This is a genomic window from Collimonas arenae (genome assembly GCF_000786695.1).
Classification (GTDB): domain Bacteria; phylum Pseudomonadota; class Gammaproteobacteria; order Burkholderiales; family Burkholderiaceae_D; genus Collimonas; species Collimonas arenae_A.
The window spans coordinates 641,416-663,452 of record NZ_CP009962.1 but is presented as its reverse complement, the minus strand read 5'-3'; the positions used below and the strand labels follow the sequence as shown (position 1 = coordinate 663,452).

At 56.6% G+C, this 22,037-nt stretch carries 19 protein-coding genes; all 19 read right to left on the bottom strand.

The window, feature by feature from the left end; translation table 11 throughout:
• Nucleotides 1-2: 2 nt before the first annotated feature.
• Nucleotides 3-641, bottom strand: coding sequence for an imidazole glycerol phosphate synthase subunit HisH (gene hisH / locus LT85_RS02875; RefSeq protein WP_081991972.1), 639 nt, complete (start codon nucleotides 639-641; stop codon nucleotides 3-5).
• Between the two features lie 137 nt (nucleotides 642-778).
• Nucleotides 779-1,375, bottom strand: a complete 597-nt coding sequence (gene hisB, locus LT85_RS02870; protein ID WP_038485012.1) for an imidazoleglycerol-phosphate dehydratase HisB — start codon at nucleotides 1,373-1,375, stop codon at nucleotides 779-781.
• A 205-nt stretch (nucleotides 1,376-1,580) separates the two neighbouring features.
• The gene (locus tag LT85_RS02865) at nucleotides 1,581-2,369 is read right to left on the bottom strand and encodes a DNA-methyltransferase (protein ID WP_052134599.1); all 789 of its coding nucleotides are present in this window, start codon (nucleotides 2,367-2,369) and stop codon (nucleotides 1,581-1,583) included.
• 19 nt (nucleotides 2,370-2,388) lie between these two features.
• Nucleotides 2,389-3,711, bottom strand: coding sequence for a histidinol dehydrogenase (gene hisD, locus LT85_RS02860; protein WP_038485006.1), 1,323 nt, complete (start codon nucleotides 3,709-3,711; stop codon nucleotides 2,389-2,391).
• Nucleotides 3,712-3,755: 44 nt separating this feature from the next.
• Nucleotides 3,756-4,403: an ATP phosphoribosyltransferase gene (gene hisG, locus LT85_RS02855; RefSeq protein WP_038485003.1), complete on the bottom strand. Its 648-nt coding sequence runs from the start codon at nucleotides 4,401-4,403 to the stop codon at nucleotides 3,756-3,758.
• Nucleotides 4,400-5,650: a UDP-N-acetylglucosamine 1-carboxyvinyltransferase gene (murA, locus tag LT85_RS02850; RefSeq protein WP_038485000.1), complete on the bottom strand. Its 1,251-nt coding sequence runs from the start codon at nucleotides 5,648-5,650 to the stop codon at nucleotides 4,400-4,402. The genes hisG and murA overlap by 4 nt, the downstream gene beginning before the upstream one ends.
• Before the next feature lie 91 nt (nucleotides 5,651-5,741).
• A complete protein-coding gene (locus tag LT85_RS02845) occupies nucleotides 5,742-5,978 on the bottom strand; it encodes a BolA family protein (protein WP_038484998.1) in 237 nt (78 codons plus the stop codon).
• A 54-nt stretch (nucleotides 5,979-6,032) separates the two neighbouring features.
• On the bottom strand, nucleotides 6,033-6,788 hold the full coding sequence (locus tag LT85_RS02840) for an ABC transporter permease (RefSeq protein WP_038494885.1): 756 nt from the start codon (nucleotides 6,786-6,788) through the stop codon (nucleotides 6,033-6,035).
• Nucleotides 6,788-7,741, bottom strand: a complete 954-nt coding sequence (locus LT85_RS02835) for an ABC transporter ATP-binding protein (protein WP_038484995.1) — start codon at nucleotides 7,739-7,741, stop codon at nucleotides 6,788-6,790. The genes LT85_RS02840 and LT85_RS02835 overlap by 1 nt, the downstream gene beginning before the upstream one ends.
• A gap of 187 nt (nucleotides 7,742-7,928) precedes the next feature.
• A complete protein-coding gene (locus LT85_RS02830; protein WP_038484992.1) occupies nucleotides 7,929-8,222 on the bottom strand; it encodes an STAS domain-containing protein in 294 nt (97 codons plus the stop codon).
• Between the two features lie 41 nt (nucleotides 8,223-8,263).
• On the bottom strand, nucleotides 8,264-8,890 hold the full coding sequence (locus tag LT85_RS02825) for an MlaC/ttg2D family ABC transporter substrate-binding protein (protein ID WP_038494882.1): 627 nt from the start codon (nucleotides 8,888-8,890) through the stop codon (nucleotides 8,264-8,266).
• A gap of 114 nt (nucleotides 8,891-9,004) precedes the next feature.
• Nucleotides 9,005-9,742: an MlaA family lipoprotein gene (locus LT85_RS02820; RefSeq protein ID WP_038484989.1), complete on the bottom strand. Its 738-nt coding sequence runs from the start codon at nucleotides 9,740-9,742 to the stop codon at nucleotides 9,005-9,007.
• Entirely contained in the window at nucleotides 9,739-10,212 is a 474-nt protein-coding gene (gene mlaD / locus LT85_RS02815; protein ID WP_038484986.1) for an outer membrane lipid asymmetry maintenance protein MlaD, read from the bottom strand. Before mlaD ends, LT85_RS02820 begins: the two co-directional genes overlap by 4 nt.
• A gap of 121 nt (nucleotides 10,213-10,333) precedes the next feature.
• Complete coding sequence (gene mlaE / locus LT85_RS02810; protein WP_038484983.1) at nucleotides 10,334-11,131, bottom strand: lipid asymmetry maintenance ABC transporter permease subunit MlaE; 798 nt, start codon at nucleotides 11,129-11,131, stop codon at nucleotides 10,334-10,336.
• Nucleotides 11,131-11,934 (bottom strand): ABC transporter ATP-binding protein, encoded by an 804-nt coding sequence (locus tag LT85_RS02805; RefSeq protein WP_038494879.1) that lies wholly within the window; start codon nucleotides 11,932-11,934, stop codon nucleotides 11,131-11,133. Before LT85_RS02805 ends, mlaE begins: the two co-directional genes overlap by 1 nt.
• Nucleotides 11,935-12,178: 244 nt before the next feature.
• Entirely contained in the window at nucleotides 12,179-13,642 is a 1,464-nt protein-coding gene (locus tag LT85_RS02800) for a glutamate synthase subunit beta (RefSeq protein ID WP_038484980.1), read from the bottom strand.
• Nucleotides 13,643-13,766: 124 nt separating this feature from the next.
• The gene (locus tag LT85_RS02795; RefSeq protein ID WP_038484977.1) at nucleotides 13,767-18,455 is read right to left on the bottom strand and encodes a glutamate synthase-related protein; all 4,689 of its coding nucleotides are present in this window, start codon (nucleotides 18,453-18,455) and stop codon (nucleotides 13,767-13,769) included.
• A gap of 170 nt (nucleotides 18,456-18,625) precedes the next feature.
• A complete protein-coding gene (locus LT85_RS02790; protein ID WP_038484974.1) occupies nucleotides 18,626-19,357 on the bottom strand; it encodes a transposase in 732 nt (243 codons plus the stop codon).
• 302 nt (nucleotides 19,358-19,659) lie between these two features.
• Nucleotides 19,660-21,828 carry a TonB-dependent receptor gene (locus LT85_RS02785; protein ID WP_081991969.1) on the bottom strand — a complete coding sequence of 723 codons (2,169 nt, stop codon included), beginning with the start codon at nucleotides 21,826-21,828 and terminating at the stop codon, nucleotides 19,660-19,662.
• Nucleotides 21,829-22,037 lie beyond the last annotated feature (209 nt).

Genomic DNA, 22,037 nt, shown 5'->3' with positions numbered 1-22,037 from the left:
GTTTAAGGCTGCCATTGCACAAAATTCTTGTACAACTGCAAACCGGCGGAAGCGCTCTTCTCCGGATGGAACTGTGTCGCGAAAATATTATCACGGCCAACGGCGCAGCTAAACGCAGCGCCATAAATGGTCTCGCCGAAGGTATGCTCGGCGGCGGCCGGTACCGCGTAGTAACTATGCACGAAATAAAAATAATCGTCGTCGGCAATGCCATTCCAGAGCGGATGAGACTGTGCCTGGCGCACCCGGTTCCAGCCCATCTGCGGTACTTTGAAACGCGAGCCATCCTGCTGCACCTGGCCGTCGAGCTGGAAGCGCACCACTTTACCTGGCAATAATCCCAGACCGGCAGTGTTGCCTTCTTCACTGCTGTCGAACAGCATTTGCTCACCTACGCATACGCCCAGCAAGGGCTTGTTACGCGAAGCCTCCAGCAATGCTTCCTGGACGCCCGATTCGCGCAGGCAGCGCATACAATCCGGCATCGCGCCCTGGCCCGGCAGCACCAGCCGGTCAGCCGCTTTGATATCGGCGATAGCGCCTGAAATAAGCACTTCGGCTTCAGGCGCAACCTGGCGCAGGGCCTGCGCCACCGAGCGCAGGTTACCCATGCCATAGTCAACCACAACGATTTTGTTCATGATAAAGAGTCAAGTCTGAAGAAACAAACCCCGTGCGCACCCGCAGGCACAGTACCGGCGCAATGGATTGCAAGGACTGCGGCACAGGATTAAAGCGGCGCTTTATTGATTACATTAGTCGTCAAACAACTACTGGTCTAGAGACTACCCTTGGTCGAAGGAATGGTCCCGGCGGAACGTGGATCCAGCTCTGCAGCCATGCGCAGTGCGCGGCCGAACGCCTTGAATACGGTTTCGCATTGATGGTGGGCGTTTTCGCCGCGCAGGTTGTCGATATGCAAAGACACCAGCGCGTGATTCACAAAGCCCTGGAAAAATTCGTGGGTGAGGTCGACGTCGAAGCCGCCGATCATGGCGCGCTTGAACGGTACGTGGAATTCTAGTCCGGGACGCCCGGAAAAATCGATAACGACACGCGACAGCGCTTCATCCAGCGGCACGTAGGCATGGCCGTAGCGGCGGATGCCTTTCTTGTCGCCAATAGCCTTGGCAAACGCTTGCCCCAAAGTAATGCCAACATCTTCCACCGTGTGATGCGCATCGATATGCAAGTCGCCGTTGGCTTCGATATCCAGATCGATCAGCCCGTGCCGCGCAATCTGGTCCAGCATGTGGTCCAGGAACGGTACGCCGGTATTCAGTTTTTGCTGGCCGCTGCCGTCAATATTGATGGAAACGCGAATTTGCGTCTCATTGGTGTTGCGGGTAATCGATGCAGTACGAGGCGTAGACATGTTGAGCTTGAGACCAATTTACGATGTGGTGACGCACACGGCGCCATGGAGGTAAGTGTACTAATTGCTAAATATTACAGCTTCTCCGTTATTGAAGCTTGCTAGGCGCGCCTTTTGAGCAGCCCCATCATTTTACCGGCTTTTTCCGGCTTTCCAGCGAAGACCCGTTTTGATAATCCTTATCAGCGTTGCTTTTCGCAGAATCTCAGGCGCGCACCCGTTCATCCGGTTTCTTGGCGTCAAGTTGCGCAAGACGCCGTTCGATCAAAGCGCAGTATTCAGGATTCAATTCAAAACCGACAAAGTTACGCCCGCAACGGCGCGCCGCCACCGCGGTAGTACCGCTGCCCATGAACGGATCCAGCACCACCCCGCCCGGCGGACAGGACGCCTTGATCATGCGTTCGACGATTTCCAGCGGCTTCTGTGTAGGATGATCGGCACGCTCGCGATGTTCGCGGTGCAGGCGCGACACGCTCCAGACATCCTTCGGGTTGTAACCCAGCTCCAGCCACTTGGCGCCAACGAAGATCGAACGCGAACGCGCTTTCTTGGTTTCAGCGTCGTAGGGAATGCGGATGGCGTCAAGATCGAAGTGATAATCCTTGGCGCGGGCAAAGAAGCCGATGGTGTCGTGCACCGATGAAAACCGCCGCGTGCCGCCACCCATGGACGGAACCCGGCGGTCCCAGATAATTTCATTGATCATGGTCATGCGCTGCTTCAGCATGACAAAGATTTCCGGCGAAAAGCGCCAGGTCAGGAAAATATACAGGCTGCCGTTCGACTTCAGCTTCGGCAATGCAGCGTCGATCCATTCCTCGGTCCATTGCAGGTAGGCGGCGGTATCGAGTTTGTCGGAATCGTTGCCGTAATCCTTGCCCAATCCGTACGGCGGATCGGCCAGCAACAGATCGACTGAGCCATCCGGGATGCGCTGCAAACCTTGCAATGCATCCTCGCCGAAGACGCGGTTAATCCAGTCGCCGCTCATACCTGCCACACGGCTGCCATTACGGCTTGTCTTTCAGACGATATTCCGCCGAACGCGCATGCGCTTGCAGACCCTCGCCGTAAGCCAGCTCTGCAGCCACCTTACCCAAGGTCTGGGCTCCGGCTTCGCTGATGTTGATCATGCTGGAACGCTTCTGGAAGTCGTAGACGCCAAGCGGCGACGAGAAACGCGCGGTGCGCGATGTCGGCAACACGTGATTCGGTCCTGCACAATAATCGCCCAGCGATTCCGAGGAATAACGACCAAGGAACATGGCACCTGCATGGCGGATCCGGTCAGCCCAATGCTGCGGATTCTCGGCAGAAATTTCCAAGTGCTCAGCTGCGATATGATTAGCGATCTCGCAGGCCTGTTCCATGTCGCGTACTTTGATCAGCGCGCCACGGTCGGTGAGCGAGGTACGGATCACTTCGTGGCGCGGCATCTGCGCCAGCTGGCGGTTGATGCTGGCTTCCACTGCCGCGATATAGCCAGCGTCCGGGCACAGCAAGATCGACTGCGCCAGCTCATCGTGCTCTGCTTGCGAAAACAGATCCATCGCAATCCAGTCCGGATCCGTTGTGCCGTCGCAGATCACCAGAATTTCCGATGGTCCGGCGATCATGTCAATGCCGACAGTACCGAACACTCGGCGCTTGGCGGCAGCTACGTATGCGTTACCGGGACCGACGATCTTGTCGACTTGCGGAATAGTGGTCGTGCCGTAGGCCAGCGCTGCCACTGCTTGCGCGCCGCCGACAGTGAATACGCGATCGACGCCGGCGATAGCCGCGGCAGCCAGCACCAGCGGATTCTTGACGCCGTCCGGGGTCGGCACCACCATGATGATTTCCTGCACGCCGGCGACCTTGGCCGGGATAGCATTCATCAGCACGGATGACGGATAAGCGGCTTTGCCGCCGGGGACGTAGATGCCAACGCGGTCGAGCGGAGTGACTTTTTGCCCGAGTACGGTGCCGTCAGCTTCGGTGTAGCTGAAGCCATCCGAACCGCACTCCTTCTTTTGCCGCTCATGATAAGCGCGCACACGGTCGGCTGCAGTTTGCAAGGCATTGCGACGCTCCGGCGACAACTGCGCCAAGGCATCCTGTAATTCCTGCCGGCCGATTTCCAGCGCTGTCACGCTGGCGGCGCTGAGGCGGTCGAAACGGTTGGTGTAGTCCAGCACGGCAGCATCGCCGCGCGCTTTGACATCGGCCAGGATCTGCGCCGCAGCCTGGTCGATCGCTGCGTCTTCGCCAGCCTCAAAAGCCAGCACGGCGGTCAGTTGCGCCTGGAAATCCGGCTGCGCCGCATCGAGTTTTCTGATTGCTATGCTCATGTTGCTTCCAGTTCGCCGGTGCGGGATACAGCCGCAGCCGGACTTTATTTAATCGACGCTTTTTCGAAGGCGTCCAGAATCGGTTGCAGCCGTTCGCGCTTCAGCTTCAAGGCAGCCTGGTTGACCACCAGCCGCGACGAAATATCCATGATGTGTTCAACTTCGACCAGGTTGTTGGCGCGCAAAGTGCCGCCGGTGCTGACCAGGTCGACGATCGCATCGGCCAGTCCGACCAGCGGCGCCAGCTCCATCGAGCCGTACAGCTTGATCAGGTCGACGTGCATGCCTTTGGCGGCAAAATGCTCGCGCGCGGTCAGCAGGTATTTGGTGGCGACGCGCAACCGTGCACCTTGGCGGATCGCGCTAGCGTAGTCGAATCCGGCCGAGACCGCGACCGACATGCGGCACTTGGCGATCTCCAGATCGATAGGCTGGTACAAGCCTTCGCCGCCATGCTCCAGCAGCACGTCTTTGCCGGCCACGCCGAAATCGGCAGCGCCGTATTGCACATAGGTCGGCACGTCGGAAGCGCGGACGATGATCACGTTGACCAGCGGATCGTTGGTCGGCAGGATCAGCTTGCGCGAGGTCTCCGGATCTTCCGTGACCTCGATTCCGGCTGCTTTCAGCAGCGGCAAGGTCTCTTCAAAGATGCGTCCCTTGGACAGGGCCAGAGTCAGCTTTTGGCTCATTTGATTCTTTCGATATTGGCGCCGACGGCCGACAGCTTGCGCTCCATCTGGTCGTAGCCGCGATCGAGGTGATACACGCGCTCGATCATGGTCTGGCCTTGCGCCACCAGGCCGGAGATCACCAGCGAAGCCGAAGCACGCAAGTCGGTCGCCATGACAGGCGCGCCGACCAGCTTGTCGACGCCCTTGATGATGGCGGTATTACCCTGCACATCGATGGCGGCGCCGAGACGGTTCATTTCCTGCACGTGCATGAAACGGTTTTCGAAGATGGTTTCAGTGACATGGCTGGTGCCTTCGGCAATGCTGTTCATCGCCATGAACTGCGCTTGCATGTCAGTCGGGAAACCAGGGTATTCGGTAGTGCGGAAGCTGACCGCCTTCGGGCGCGCCGCCATCTGCACGCGAATCCAGTCTTCGCCGGATGTCAGGATCACGCCGGCTTCACGCAGCTTGTCGAGCACCGCGTCGAGGATGTGGCTGCGCGTGTTTTTCAGCATGACGTCGCCGCCGGTCGCCGCTACCGCACAGAGGAAGGTGCCGGTCTCGATACGGTCTGCAATGACCGAGTGCTCGGCGCCGTGTAGCTTGTCGACGCCCTGGATCACCAGGCGGTCAGTGCCAATACCCTCGATCTTCGCACCCATCGACACCAGCAAATGCGCCAGGTCGCTGACTTCCGGTTCGCGCGCAGCGTTTTCCAGCACCGTTTCGCCGTCTGCCAGCGTGGCCGCCATCAGCAGGTTTTCAGTACCGGTGACAGTAATCATGTCGGTGACGACGCGAGTGCCTTTCAATTTCTTGGCCTTGGCATGGATGTAGCCGGCTTCGATCGAAATCTCGGCGCCCATCGCTTGCAAGCCCTTGATGTGCTGGTCGACAGGACGTGACCCGATGCCGCAGCCGCCTGGCAGCGATACCCGCGCCTCGCCGAAACGCGCCAATAGCGGACCCAGCACCAGGATCGATGCACGCATGGTTTTCACCATTTCATACGGCGCTTCGAGATTGGTGATGGCGTCGCCCTGCAGGGTCACGAAATGGCCATCCTGGGTGGCTTTCAAACCCATCTGGCGCAATAGCTTGAGGATGGTCGAGACATCGTGCAGGTTCGGCACATTGCTCAGCTGCAGCTGGTCGGAAGTCAGCAGACCGGCGCACAGGATAGGCAGCGCCGCATTCTTTGCGCCGGAAATAGTGATTTCACCGGAAAGGCGGTTGCCGCCTTGTATCAATAGTTTATCCATGATTACTTCTCTCTTTGCTACACGTTATGCCTGGCCATCAGGACCAGAAGTGTTCATCGGGCGACGCCGGCTGCGATCAGCAGGCGCGAAATTAATTGGCAAATTCTTCGGGTGTGAGCGTCTTCATCGACAACGCATGAATCTCTTCGCGCATACGGTCGCCAAGGGCGGCGTAGACGATCTGGTGACGCTGGATCGGGCGCTTGCCGGCAAACGCCGCCGATACGATCACTGCCTTGAAATGCTGGCCGTCGCCTTCGACTTCCAGGTGCGAACACTCCAGGCCGGCGGCAATATAACTTTTAACGAGATCGGGTGTAGGGAACATGATATTTTCTTACCGGTTACGAAATTACAGAATGACAAAGTGTAATGACTTGAATTAATGACGCAGCTTGTAGCCCCGTCTCAGCATCTGCACCGCCAATGTCGACAGCAGCGCCAGCGAAATGCAAATGATCGCCAGGCTGATCAGCGGATTGACGTCGGATTGCCCGAAGAAGCCGTAGCGGAAACCGTCAATCATGTAGAAGAACGGATTCAGGTGCGACACCGCTTGCCAGAATGGCGGCAACGACTTGATCGAATAAAACACGCCTGCAAGGAAAGTCAGCGGCATGATCAGGAAGTTCTGAAACACTGCCAGCTGGTCGAACTTGTCGGCCCAGATACCGGCGATCAAACCCATGGTGCCCAGCAGCGCCGCACCGAGGAAGGCGAAAATCACGATCCACCATGGCGCCACAAACGACAGGTTGCCGAACCAGGCGGTAATTACGAATACCCCCAGCCCTACCGCAAGCCCGCGTACTACCGCGGCCAGCACATAGCCGCCGTACAATTCCCAGTGCGACAACGGCGGCAACAGGACAAACACCAGATTGCCGGTCATTTTCGACTGTGTCAACGACGACGAGGTATTGGCGAAGGCATTTTGCAACACGCTCATCATGACCAGGCCCGGAATCAGGAAGGCCGTGTATTGCACCCCTGGATAAACTTCGACGTGGTCTTTTAGCGTATGACCGAAAATCAGCAGGTACAGCATGGCGGTCAGGATCGGCGCGCCGATAGTTTGCGTCGCGACTTTCCAGAAGCGCAGCACTTCCTTATAGAACAGCGTTTGGAAACCGACCATCATTTGACACCGCCCGCACTATATTCTTCAGCATAGACATTGAAACCGTTGGCGCTGACCTTGCTATCCATGATCTGCAAGAACACGTCTTCCAGATCTGCCTGTTGCAGCTGCATGTCTTCGATCACTGCGCCAGCCTGGCGCAAGGAGGCGAGAATCGGTTCGACATCGGCGTAATGATTGACGCGCAGGGCAAACCTGCTGCCATCCGCGTGCAACACCAGATGTTGTAAAGCTGCGGGCAAGCTGCCGCTGGATAACTGGATCAGCAACTGCGAGCCGGCAATCCGCTTGATCAGCGCCGAAGTAGTATCGAGCGCCACCACCTGTCCCAGTTTGAGCATAGCGATGCGGTTGCACTGTTCCTGCGCCTCTTCCAGGTAATGTGTGGTCAGGACCACCGTGTGGCCTTCACGGTTCAGACGCGAGATGAAGCGCCACAGCGTCTGCCGCAATTCGACGTCGACGCCGGCGGTCGGCTCGTCCAGGACAATCACCGGCGGCTTGTGCACCAGCGCCTGCGCCACCAGCACGCGGCGTTTCATGCCGCCCGACAGCGCGCGCATATTGGTATCTGCCTTGTTGGTGAGGTCCAGGTTTTCCATGACCTCGTCGATCCACTTGTCGTTATTTTTCAGGCCGTAGTAACCGGATTGCATACGCAAGGTTTCACGTACCGTGAAAAACGGATCGAACACCAGCTCTTGCGGCACCACACCGAGATTGCGGCGTGCAGCGCGATAATCGCTGACGACATCGTGGCCGTGAATGGTGACATTGCCGGAATCGGGACGATTGAGACCCGCGATGATCGAAATCAAGGTGGTTTTACCTGCGCCGTTAGGCCCAAGCAAGCCGAAAAATTCGCCTTCTTCGATGGTCAAAGAAACGCCGCCCAGTGCCTGCAAGGACTGGTAACGTTTCTTGACGTTAGTGATTTGTATGGCCGCCATAGGTGCCTGGATACTCTTAAATTGGGTGCCGCCGCAAAGCGGTCGATTGCGTATCTGGAAACAATCCGGATCCAGCCGCTCTGGCGCTCTGCCTAATGGCGTAACCCTTGATTATATTGGATTTTTGCTGACGGGGCCGTGCAACAGCCACAAACCCGGCGAACTACGAGGGAAGAGAAAGATGAGGTCAGTGATGTCGTGTGCTAGCAGCAACAATCACCGATGCAGGCGACAACAGATCAGTCACGCCGTACAGGTCGATCAGGCTTTCCAGATTGGCTGGCAAACTGGAAAAATGCAGGGTAAGGCCTTGGTTCATCGCTGCAACTTGCCAAGCGAGCAAGGTTGCCACCGCAGCCGAATCGACTGCGACGACATCGCTCAGGTCTATCTCGGTCTCGCCACCGGCGATCGCGCGCAAGCCCTCTTCCAGAGTGACTTTGGCGTTACCGACGGTGAGCGAGTGAGAAGGCCTGAACATGGTAATCAATCAATAAAACAACAATCAGCTATAACGCGAAATTACTTGCCCTGAGCAGCACGGGTTTTGTTCTTGTCCGACAACGCTTTGATCAGACCGTCGATGCCGGATTTGCCGATTTCGGAGGCAAATGTACCCTTATAGGATTCAACGAGCCAAGCACCCAGAACGTTGACATCATAAATCTTCCAGCTTGTGCCAACCTTTTCCATACGGTAATTAAGTTGGATAGGGTCGCCACGCGGCTGGATCACTTGCGAACGGACTTCCACTTCGGTATCGGCCGGATCGCTGCGCAAAGGCTTGAAATCGATCTTCTGATCGCGTACCTGGCGCAGGGCGCCTGAATAGGTATAGATCAGCAAGCTGCGGAATTGTGTAATCAACTGCTTTTTCTGGTCATCAGTTGCATCGCGCCAATAGCGGCCGGCTGCCAGCGACGTCATACGCTCGAAGTCGACATAAGGGATGATTTTTTCTTCAACCAGCGCCAGGATGTGCTTTTGATCGCCGCCCTGGATGCTTTTATCCGACTTGGCGGAATCAATTACGTCTTGGCTGATGCGCTTGACCAGCGCATCCGGCGCTTCTTGCGCTTGGGCCGCAGCAGTGAACAACAGGCTGCCGACAGTCAGCGAAAGCGCTAGGTATTTTTTCAGAATTTTCATATTTTCAACAATCTTCATGGTTGTTAGAGGACGCTCCAAACAGCGTTGCAGGTGGGGACTAAGACGCCGAATTCAAGTATCGGTTCCGGCTGCACCCACTATCCTCTCGGTAAATCACTCGTCGGATGACTTGCTTTTGGCCGGCTTATCGCCTTTGTCACCTTTATCGCTACTATCTTCGTCGCTGCCGCGAATCTGGCTTTGACGACGTTGCGTATATGCATCACGCACAAATTCGTATTTATCCAGCGCCGCATCTTCCAGCAAATCGCCGGCGTCCAGCAGATTGGCTCGCTTGTCGATCAGACGCACCACGGAACCGGTGTTACGCACGGCAATCGGATACTTGTAAGACCAAGGATCGCCGTAGAAATCGACCGGCAACGCCGCAGCATCGCGGATATTCGATGGACCGAACAACGGCAATACCAGATAAGGACCAGATCCAATGCCCCATTTACCCAGTGTCTGACCGAAATCCTTGGTACGCTTCTGCAAACCGGCTTCCGAGCTGATATCCAGCAAGCCGCCCAAACCTAGCGTGGTGTTGACTGCTACCCGCATCACGTCGGTCGTACCGTCTACAACGTTTCCTTGCAGGAAACCGTTGACCGAGCTCCATACATCACCCAAGTTACCAAAGAAATTGTTGACGCCCGTCTGCACAAAGCTTGGCAGCCAATTGCGGTAAGCCGTCGCCACTGGTTTCAGAGCAACCTTATCCAGCGTGTCGTTGAAGCTGAACATTGCGCGGTTAAAGCCCTCCAGCGGGTCTTGCGGATTGCTGGTAGTGGCGCAGCCGCTCAATGCGGCTACCAGCGCCAGCGCGCCGAAGCGAGTCATGGTTTTCATTGTTCTGTGTCCTTTACATCCGCAGCTTTGCTGTACAAGAACTGACTGATCAGATTCTCCAGCACAATTGCAGATTGCGTTAATTTAATACGGTCGCCGGCAGCAAGGTTTTTGGTGTCGCCACCCGCCTCGATACCGATATATTGTTCGCCCAGCAAGCCCGCTGTCAGGATTTTAGCCGAACTGTCTTGGGGGAACAGGTAGCGTTGGTCCATGTTCAGTGTCACTACTGCCTGGAAATTCTTGTCATCGAAGTTGATAGACGCCACCCGTCCGACTACAACACCGGCGCTTCTCACCGAAGCGCGCACTTTCAAGCCGCCGATGTTGTCGAATTTAGTAATTACCGGATAAGTCTTGTTGAAAGTCGAGCTACTCAGATTCCCGGCCTGCAGCGCCAGGAATCCCAAAGCCAGGACACCAATCAACACAAATAAACCCACCCATACGTCTACTGATTTTTGTTGCATGATTCATCACCTTAAAAATACCACTTGAGGCGAATAATCCCCCAAGAAAATAGTAACGAGAAGTAAAGCGCGCTGCTCCCGATAACGTCGCAGCAGGAACAACTGATTCTATTGCGAAACTCTAGTTGAACATCAACGCCGTCAGCAGGAAATCCAGCGCCAGCACTGCCAGCGAGGCAATCACCACCGTCCGTGTAGTTGCCCTGGAAACGCCTTCCGGGGTCGGTTTAGCCTCATAGCCCTGCCACACAGCAACGAAGGTCACTGCAATACCAAACACGATACTCTTTACCACGCCATTCGCCACGTCCATCCAGACATCGACGCCGCCCTGCATCTGCGACCAGAACGCCCCCTCATCGACGCCGATCAGCTTGACGCCAACCAGATAGCCGCCATAGACGCCGAGGGCGCTGAACAGCGCCGCCAGCATCGGCATTGCCACCACGCCGGCCCAGAAACGCGGCGCCACGACCCGTTGCATCGGATCGACCGCCATCATTTCCATCGCCGACAACTGTTCGCCAGCTTTCATCAAGCCGATTTCAGCCGTCAGAGAGGTACCTGCCCGCCCGGCAAACAGCAAAGCCGTCACCACCGGCCCCAGTTCGCGCACCAGAGACAGCGCTACCAGCAAACCCAAGGCCTGCTCGGAACCGTACTTGTTCAGCGTGTAATAACCTTGCAAACCCAGCACGAAGCCAACGAATAAACCCGATACGCCGATGATCACCAGTGAATAGTTGCCGATGAAATGAATCTGGTCGGTAATCAGCCGCGGCCGCCGCCATAAACCTGCGGAGGCGCGCAGGATCGTCAGGAACATGCGCGTCGCAACGCCCAATCCGGTGAGCGACTCACGCACGGTACGCCCTACGGCGCCGAGAGAATTACTTACAACTTTGGTGAGGAAACTCATCAACCACGCCCCTTCATTCCCAGATCCTCGGCCAGCGACTTGCCTGGGTAGTGGAACGGCACCGGGCCGTCCGGTTCGGCGTTAACGAATTGTTTCACATATGGATGGGTCGACGCCAGCATCTCGGCCGGCGTACCTTGCGCAACGATCTGTCCTTGCGACAGGAAATATACATAGTCGGCAATCCCGAACGATTCGTGGACGTCATGCGACACCAGAATACTGGTGGAGCCGAGCGCATCGTTCAGCTTGCGGATCAGATTGGCGGTAACGCCCATCGAAATCGGGTCGAGGCCGGCGAACGGCTCGTCGTACATGATCAGCGACGGATCCAGCGCAATCGCGCGCGCCAACGCTACCCGCCGGGCCATGCCGCCGGAAATCTCGGATGGCTTCAGTTGCGCAGCATTGCGCAAGCCAACCGCGTTCAGCTTCAACAACACCAGGCTATTCAATAGCTCGGGCGGCAAATCGGTGTGTTCGCGCAGCGGAAAAGCCACGTTTTCGAAAGCAGTCAGATCGGTAAACAGGGCGCCGCTCTGAAACAGCATGCCCATCTTGCGCCGCAGCGCGTACAAGCCAGACGTCGATAAGGTATGCACGGTTTCGCCGTCGACCTTGACACTACCCGACTGCGGCCGTAACTGACCGCCGATCAGCCGCAGGATGGTGGTCTTGCCAGAACCCGAGCCGCCCATGACGGCGATGACCTTGCCACGCGCGAAGTCCATGTTGAGACCCGATAAAATCGACCTCTCACCATAGCCAAACTGCAAATCACGAATTTCGACGATATTTGCCACACTGCTCACCGAATAAATCAAAGGGGCTATTGTAGTGCAAATGCGACAATCGTTCAGAGTGCAGCAATAGTAGACAGGCTGACATGTGCCTCTATTGCAACAGTTTGACTATTTATTGAATGCATGAGCAAAACGCTTGTTACAGAAAAAAAAAAGAGTATGCCGGCTTACCACGGACATACTCTTCTCTGAAAGGCCGCGAATTCCAGCCTTTATTACAGTTGCGGTTAACGCTAAAGCAAAATCAGCGCGGCAAGACCGAGGCTCCCATCAGGAACTCGTCGACTGCGCGTGCACATTGACGACCTTCGCGGATAGCCCATACCACCAATGATTGGCCGCGGCGCATGTCGCCGGCAGCGAACACCTTGTCCACCGATGTCTTGTAGCAAGCATCGCCTTCGGTAGTCGCCTTGGCGTTGCCACGCGCATCCTTGTCGACGCCAAATGCTTCCAGTACCTGCGCCACCGGCGAGACAAAGCCCATCGCCAGAAACACCAGGTCGGCCTTCATCTCGAATTCCGAATTCGGCACTTCCTGCATCTTGCCGTCTTTCCATTCGACGCGGGCGGCGATCAGTTTTTCGACCTTGCCGTTCTTGCCTTCCAGGCGCTTGGTCGCCACTGCCCAGTCGCGGTCGCAGCCTTCGTCATGCGACGATGAGGTGCGCAGCTTGGTTGGCCAATAAGGCCAGACCAGCGGCTTGTTTTCCTGTTCCGGCGGTTGCGGCATCAGTTCGAACTGCTGGATCGATACCGCGCCCTGGCGATTGGAAGTACCCACGCAATCGGAACCGGTATCGCCGCCGCCGATTACGACCACGTGCTTGCCGCCCGCCAGGATCTGGTCCTTGACCTTGTCGCCGGCATTGATTTTGTTTTGCTGTGGCAAGAAATCCATCGCGAAATGCACGCCCTTCAGCTCACGCCCTGGGACCGGCAAATCACGAGGCTGCTCGGCGCCGCCGGCAATCACCACAGCATCGAACTCGGCTTTCAGTTCTTCCGGAGAGATGGTCTTCTTGGCCCAGTTATTCACATTGGATGGAAAATCCTTACCAACCAGAACACCGGTGCTGAAGGTCACGCCTTCCGCTTCCATCTGCTCCACACGGCGGTCGATATGCGATTTTTCCATTTTGAAATCAGGAATGCCGTAACGCAACAAACCGCCGACCCGATCGCTCTTTTCAAACACGGTGACATCGTGACCGATACGCGCCAGCTGCTGCGCTGCTGCCAGGCCGGCAGGACCGGAACCAACCACGGCAACCTTCTTGCCGGTTTTTACCAATGGCGGTTGCGGCACGATCCAGCCGTTCTCCCACCCCTTGTCGACAATGAAATGCTCGATCGACTTGATGCCGACAGGGTCGCTATTGATACCCAGCGTGCAGGCGCTTTCACATGGCGCCGGGCAGATGCGGCCGGTAAATTCCGGGAAGTTGTTGGTTGAATGCAAGGTCTCCAGCGCTTCATGGTAAGCGCCGCGATAAACCAGATCATTCCAGTCCGGAATGATGTTATTGACCGGACAGCCATTGTTGCAAAATGGAATACCGCAATCCATGCAACGTGCGCCCTGCGTCTTAGCCTCGTCGTTACTCAGACTGAGGATGAATTCCTTGTAATGCTTCTTGCGTGCCTGCGGCGCTTCATACGTTTCGCCGACCCGCTGAAACTCCATAAACCCTGTTACTTTTCCCATTTTTTACTCACATTCCTGGCTGCAGGTGCGCCGTGACCGAACTTTGTCGATCGCGGCGCTCCTTATCGTTACTTGGCTTAAGCTGCGTGTATTAAGTCGCGTCCAACCTGGCGCAATCTGTTGATTACGCGGCGACTTTTTCCTTGGCTGGCGCTACGCTCTTGGCTGCATTCAATTCGCCCAACGCCCGCTTGTACTCAGTCGGGAACACTTTGACGAATTTGCTGCGAGAAACCACCCAGTTATCCAGCAGATTGCGCGCACGCGTGCTGCCGGTGTACTTGAAGTGGCGTTCGATCAGTCCCTTCAAGATGGCTTCGTCGGCCTGTACTTCACCGCCGCGCGTAGTGCTGTGCCAGATCGCCTTGTCGATAGTGGCCTCCTGCTCGCCCTGGCTCAAGACCGATTCCAGGGTCACCATGGACATATTGCATTGAGCTGCAAATACGCCATCCGGATCGTAGACGTAGGCCAGACCGCCCGACATACCCGCGCCAAAGTTACGGCCGGTATCACCCAGCACGACCACCGTGCCGCCAGTCATGTATTCACAACCGTGGTCGCCGGTGCCTTCGACCACTGCAGTCGCGCCCGAATTACGCACCGCGAAGCGCTCACCGGCGACGCCGTTGAGGAAGGCTTCACCGGCAATCGCACCGTACAGCACCGTGTTGCCGGCGATGATGTTGTCGACTGCGCGGCCACGGAATTCAGTGTTCGGACGGACGATGATGCGGCCGCCGGACAGGCCTTTGCCCACATAGTCATTACCCTCGCCAACCAGATCCAGTGTCACGCCGTGCGCCAGGAACGCGCCTGCCGACTGGCCGGCCGTTCCCTGCAACTGGATGTGGATGGTGTCGTCGGGCAAACCTTCGTGACCGTATTTTTTTGCGACTTCGCCAGATAGCATGGCGCCGACGGTACGGTTCAGGTTCTTGATCGGCGAGATGAACGATACCCGCTCGCCCTTGTCCAGGGCCGCTTTGGCTTGCGCAATCAGCTTGAGATCGAGCGCCTTGGCCAAGCCATGGTCCTGCTCTTCTGTGTGGTAGTACACGCCGCCTTCCGGCAATGCCGGCTGATAGAAAATCCGGCTGAAATCCAGGCCTTGTGCTTTCCAGTGCGTCAGCGCCCGCGACTTGTCGAGCAGATCGGCGCGGCCGATCAGTTCGTTGAAACTGCGGATACCCAGCTGCGCCATGATCTGACGTACTTCTTCAGCGATAAAGAAGAAGAAATTGACCACGTGCTCAGGCTTGCCGGAGAACTTGGCGCGCAGCACAGGATCTTGCGTAGCAACGCCGACCGGGCAAGTGTTCAGATGGCATTTACGCATCATGATGCAGCCTTCAACCACCAGCGGCGCGGTTGCAAAACCGAATTCATCCGCACCCAGCAAAGCACCGATCACGACATCGCGGCCGGTCTTCATCTGACCGTCTGCCTGGACCCGGATACGATTGCGCAAACCGTTCAGCACCAGCGTCTGCTGGGTTTCCGCCAGGCCCAGTTCCCAAGGCGTGCCAGCGTGCTTAATCGACGACAACGGCGAAGCGCCGGTACCGCCGTCATGGCCAGCGATCACGACGTGGTCAGACTTGGCTTTGGCGACGCCGGCGGCAACCGTGCCGACACCCACTTCCGACACCAGCTTGACCGAAATCGATGCGCGCGGATTGACGTTCTTCAGATCATGGATCAGCTGCGCCAGATCTTCGATCGAGTAGATATCATGATGCGGCGGCGGCGAAATCAACCCGACGCCCGGCACCGAGAAGCGCAGCTTCGCGATGTACTCCGACACCTTGTGGCCTGGCAACTGGCCGCCCTCGCCCGGCTTCGCGCCTTGCGCCATCTTGATCTGGATCTGGTCGGCGGAAATCAGGTATTCAGCAGTCACGCCGAACCGTCCGGACGCCACTTGCTTGATCTTGGAACGCAGCGAATCACCCGCTTGCAACGGGATGTCGACTTCGATCCGATCCTTGCCGATAACCGACGCCAGCGTCTCGCCTTGCTTGATCGGGATGCCTTTCAGCTCCTGGCGATAGCGGTTCTCGTCCTCGCCGCCTTCGCCCGTATTCGATTTGCCGCCGATACGGTTCATCGCCACCGCCAGCGTGGCGTGGGCTTCAGTCGAAATCGAACCGAGCGACATTGCGCCGGTAGCGAAACGCTTGACGATTTCCTTCGCCGGTTCAACTTCGTCCAGCGAAATCGCCTTGCTTGGATCGATCTTGAATTCAAACAGGCCGCGCAATGTCATATGGCGCTTGGACTGGTCGTTAATCAGCTGCGCGTACTCTTTATAGCTGTTGAAATTGTTGGCGCGGGTTGAATGCTGCAGCTTGGCGATCGCATCCGGCGTCCACATGTGTTCTTCACCGCGGATACGGAATGCGTATTCGCCGCCGGCGTCGAGCGCATTTGCCAGCACCGGATCGTCGCCGAATGCTGCGCGATGCAGGCGCAAGGCTTCTTCGGCAACCTCAAAAACGCCGATGCCTTCCACATTTGAAGCGGTGCCCTTGAAGTACTTCTGGGTCATGCTCTTGTTGAGGCCGATCGCTTCGAAAATCTGCGCGCCGCAATACGACATGTAGGTCGAAATACCCATCTTCGACATGACCTTCAACAAGCCTTTGCCGATCGCCTTCTGGAAATTGTAGATCGCTTTTTCAGGCGACAACGCTCCCGGCAAACCATGCGCCAGTTCGGTCAGCGTATCCATCGCCAGGTAGGGATGGATAGCTTCCGCGCCGTACCCGGCCAACAGCGCGAAGTGGTGCGTCTCGCGTGCAGAACCAGTCTCGACCACCAGGCCGGTGGACGTGCGCAAACCCTTGCTCACCAAGTGCTGGTGAATCGCAGAGGTTGCCAGCAACGCCGGAATCGCGACCTGCTCGGCATCGACCTTACGATCGGAAATGATCAGGATGTTATGGCCGGACTTGACCGCGTCGACCGCTTTGGCGCACAGCGATGCCAGGCGCGCTTCGATGCCTTCCTTGCCCCAGGCGACCGGGTAGCAGATGTTCAGTTCATGTGATTTGAACTTGCCGCCGGTATGCGCGCTGATGTTGCGCAGCTTGGCGATATCGTCGTAATTGAGAATCGGCTGCGACACCTCCAGACGCATCGGTGGGTTGATGTTGTTGGTATCCAGCATGTTCGGCTTCGGACCGATGAAAGACACCAGCGACATCACCATCGCTTCGCGGATCGGATCGATAGGCGGGTTGGTGACCTGCGCAAACAGCTGCTTGAAGTAGTGATACAGCGTCTTGTTCTTGTTAGACATGACCGCGAGCGGCGAGTCATTGCCCATCGAGCCGATTGCTTCCTCGGCAGCGGCAGCCATCGGCGACATCAGGAACTTGATGTCTTCCTGGGTATAGCCGAACAGCTGCTGGCGATCCAGCAACGGAATCGTCGAGCCGGATTCCGACGGTTCTGCCTTCAACTCATCGAGCTTGACGCGCACCGACTCAATCCATTGCTTGTATGGCTTGGCGTTGGCGAAAGTATCCTTGAGCTCCTTGTCGTCGATGATACGGCCGGCGTCAAGATCGATCAGGAACATCTTGCCCGGTTGCAGACGCCATTTCTGGATGATCTTGGATTCCGGAATCGGCAGTACGCCGGATTCGGACGCCATCACCACGAAGTCGTCGTCGGTGACGATATAACGCGCCGGACGCAAACCATTGCGGTCCAGCGTGCCGCCAATATGACGGCCGTCGGTAAACGCCATCGCCGCCGGGCCGTCCCATGGCTCCATCATAGCGGCGTGGTATTCGTAGAAAGCGCGACGGTTGTCATCCATGGTGGTGTGGTTTTCCCACGCTTCCGGGATCATCATCATCATCGCTTGCGCAATCGGATAGCCGGACATCAGCAGCAATTCGAGCGCGTTGTCGAAACAGGCGGTATCGGATTGGCCTTCATAAATCAACGGAAACAACTTCTTCAGATCATCGCCCAGCACATGCGACTTCATCACGCCTTCGCGCGCGCGCATCCAGTTGAAGTTGCCCTTGACGGTATTGATCTCGCCGTTATGGGCCAGCAGGCGATACGGGTGAGCCAGCGGCCACTCAGGGAAGGTATTGGTGGAAAAGCGTTGATGCACCAGCGCCAGCGCCGACAGGCAACGCGGATCCTGGAGGTCCTTGTAATACACGCCGACCTGGTCCGCCAGCAGCAAGCCTTTATAGACGACGGTACGTGCCGACATCGACGGCACGAAAAATTCCTTGCCATGCAGCAGATTCAAGGCCTGGATCGCATGGCCTGAAGATTTGCGGATCACGTAGAGTTTGCGTTCCAGCGCGTCAGTCACCATGATGTCCGGACCGCGGCCGATAAAAATCTGGCGGATCACCGGTTCCTTGTCGCGCACGGTAGGCGACATCGGCATCTCGATATCCACCGGCACATCGCGCCAGCCCAACACAACCTGGCCTTCAGCCAGCACCGCGCGTTCGATTTCCTGCTCGCAAGCGATGCGCGAAGCGTTTTCCTTTGGCAAAAACACCATGCCGACGCCGAATTCGCCTGGCGGCGGCAAGATCACGCCCAGCTTCGCCATCTCTTCGCGGTAGAACTGGTCAGGCACCTGGATCAATATCCCGGCGCCGTCGCCCATCAGCTTATCTGCGCCGACCGCGCCCCGGTGATCCAGGTTCTTCAGGATCAGCAGGCCTTGTTCAATAATCGAGTGGCTCTTGTTGCCTTTGATATGTGCAATAAAACCGACACCGCAGGCATCATGTTCATTAGCCGGATCGTATAAACCTTGCGCTTGCATAACGTTGCTCCACCACTTTGAGAGTAAGGATATTAAGAATAGTGCAGACGGTTTCAGACTTCAATCACAATAAATGGGGTCAGAGTCAAATTAATTCTGCTTATTTTTGCACCAAAATTAAATAGGGACAGAGTCAATTTAGTGCACACGATATTTATTTGATATTTTTCTTATTTTTTGACGACGGGCTCGACAGCTTCCTCCGCGGGATCCGGCAGCTGTTTGAATGGCCGCCCACGTCTGGCCGGTCGCACTCTGAGATTACCCTGTTTTTCCAGACCAGCCTTGAATTTATCCGAGCCTAGCGGCCAGCCTTTATTGGTGGCTTCCATCAGTTGCGACGCCTGAGCTGATGTAAGCGCTTGCTCAGACATTTCCCTATACGCAGCCTCGCGATCAAAGGGCGTGTTACCCAAAGCCCAATACAGGGCATGGTCTGTCACCAGCGGATCGGATTTGACGCCAACATGGTGCAAATAGCTGGACCAAGGGTATTCCCCGGCAGTCGAAGTGATGCCTCCACGCACAGGATTCTGGTCGATGTAGCAGCTGCACAACATGAAATACCGCTCCGTATCAATCACCACCGCCTTGTAGCGTCCTTGCCACAGTGTCCCGACTCGTCCATATTTCTGATTGAAATAGGGAACGTAGTAACGCCCCACCCACTGCATCATCCGGGCCAAGCCCTCGGCATCGCTGGGCGTCGCCAATAAATGTATGTGGTTAGTCATCAACACATACGCATGGATGGCTACCTTGAACTGCCTGGCGGCATCGCGCAGGCGTCCAAGAAAATTCACATAATCTTCGGTTTCACGGAAAATTGCCTGGCGATCAACGCCCCGCTGAATCAAATGATGTGGCTGGTTGGGAATGACGAGTCGAGGTAAGCGGGCCATGGAGAAAACAGAGTGAATTGCGGAGCTTCTATTTTATCCATTAAATTGACTCTGACCCCAATTATTTTGTGTTGCTGCGGGCCGATGGAGAAACGACGATATCAGGCCAGAAGCCCGCTGTGTAACCCGGCGATGAGTTGCATGCGTACACACCCAGTCGAGAAACGACTTGAGGAAGAACCGCTAAACTGCCACGCTCGTTATCGCGATACTCGGTATAAATCTGCTGTCCGGGCGATCCAGATCACCGAACCCTGAGCGGCATGGAGTGTGTCAGACGAGGGCTGATCGTGTTGCGAAATTCAGTACTTGAAATTCGCCGTCAGCAAAACCGAGCGACCAGGCGCAATATTGGCAAACACACCGACGTGTGAGCCGTCAAAAATCGTGGCATTGCTCAGGTTCTGGATATTGAGCCGGAAATCGAGATGCTTGCTGACCTTGTAGCTGGCCATTGCATCGTAGCGCCAGTAAGACGGTAAGCGGCGTGTGTTGTCGTCGGTGACGAAACGCTCCGACATATAGCTGGCGCCGGCGCCGACCGTCAACTGCGTCGACGGTTTATATGTGGTCCATGCGCTGAAGCTGCGCGGGGCCACATATTTGAGTTGTTTGCCGCTGTTGCCACCGGCGCCGTCCGCACGCAATATCGGACGCAACCAGGTATAACCGCCGAACAAGGTCCAGGCCGGCGTCAGGTTACCGGCTGCGCCCAATTCAACGCCGTCGACCCGGCTGTTGCCGATCAACTCTACCAGGCCGCTGGTCGGATCAACTGCCCGGCCATTAACCTTTTCGGTACGGAATACCGCGGCGGTCAGCATCAGCTGTTCATCCAGCACATTCCATTTGCTGCCCACTTCGATACTGCGGTTCGATTCCGGCGCAACGTCGCGCAGGCCGCCGCCGGCGACACCATCTGCGCCACCAATCTGTCCTTCTGCTTCACCCGATGGATTGGATGAGGTGCCATAAGATGCATAAATGCTGGCATTTGGCTGCGGCTTGAAAACGATGCCAGCCTGATAGTTCCAGAAGCCCCAACTGCCGCGTTTTCCGGCGCTGCTTGAGACCTCATAGCGGTCATAGCGTAAGCCGCCGTTAAGGTCCCATTGCGGCGTAAGCGCGATCGTATCGAACATATAGACGGCGCGGTTATCGTGCTTGGTCAGGCCCGCCGGCGCGCTCCTGTCGATGGTGCCGGTGAAGGCTTGTCCGAAGTCCGGATGGTACAAGTCAGCAACCGGCGCGTCATTGCTGATAATGAAACGACTGTTGTAAGTCCGTTCGCGGCTCAGCTCCACCCCGGCGGCATAGCTATGCTCAAGGCCGGCGGTGCGCAACTTGCCGGTCAATTCGGTTTGATTGATCAGGCTGCTATTTTCCAGCTTGTTGCCCAGGCCGCGCCGGGTCACCATGCCATAGTTGCGCTTCTTGGGATCGTCCTGCAGGGTCGGCCGTGAATACACGTACTCGTTGCTGGTTTTACCGTAGCGCGTGACGTTGCGCAGTTTGCTGCCGTCACCCATCTGGTGCGACACATCCAGCGTACCAATATCGGCGGCGTTGCGACGGTAGTCGCGGCTGCTCAGACCATAAAAATTCTTGCGATCGACCTGAACCGGCAAGCCGGTACGATTGATTGTGTCAAACGGCAACCCTTGGTCGGGAATGTCATCAGTGCGCAAACCGTAGTAGCTCAGCGTCACCTCGATCCCGCTGTGCAGCCCGAGCGTCAGCGATGGCGCCACACCCCAACGGCTAACTTTGGCCGCGTCGCGGCCAGCGACATCGGCATCGTGCGCCATCAGGTTCAGCCGCAGCGCGGTGTCATCGCCGAGTAGCCAGTTGGCATCGGTAGTCAGACGCCGGGTTTGATCGGTGCCAAGTGTGATGCTGCCGGTATAGAAATTTTCTGCTTTTGGTGCCTTGCTGACCATGTTGATACTACCGCCGGTCGATCCGCGACCGGTGTAAGCCGAGCCGGGACCTTTGACGATCTCGATCTGTTCAATGTTGAACGCCTCGTGCGAAAAACGGCCGATGTCACGCAAGCCATCGATCATCAAGTCGGTGCTGGCGTCGTAACCGCGGACGAAAGGCCGGTCACCAATCGGTGTGCCGCCCTCCCCCGCGCCCAGCGTAATCCCGGGCGTTGTCCGCAACACCTCGGTCAGCGAGGTCGCGCCGCGCTCATCGATCAACTCATGTTTGATCACTGTGACAGTCTTGGGCGTATCCAGCAGCGGCGCGGTAAATTTGTCGGAGGCAGAACGGTCCACTTGATATGCCCCCTTGCGCTCGCTGCGGACATTGATGGGCGCCAGCTCCGCCTCGGGAATGGCCGTGGCGGCCAAGGCCGGCGCAAACAGACTACTAAAAGCAATGCTGACCGCTGCACATCGCCCTTGCGCGGAAGCACGTTCGTTGATATCGGTTGATCGAGGGGTAGATGTGAAGATGACGCTCATTACATATCCTTTTGTCTGAAAAACCATTAGGCACTAGAACGGCCTGTAGCCAGCCTGAAAGATCGGGTGCTCTACGCGCCGCGGTACAAGTGCACTAGGCAAATGCGGCAGTTAAAGTTATCAATTTATACATATAATAATGAATGATAAGCGTTCTCATATAAAAATAACAAGAAATACTTGTTTATTTTTTTTACTTGAGCAAAGGG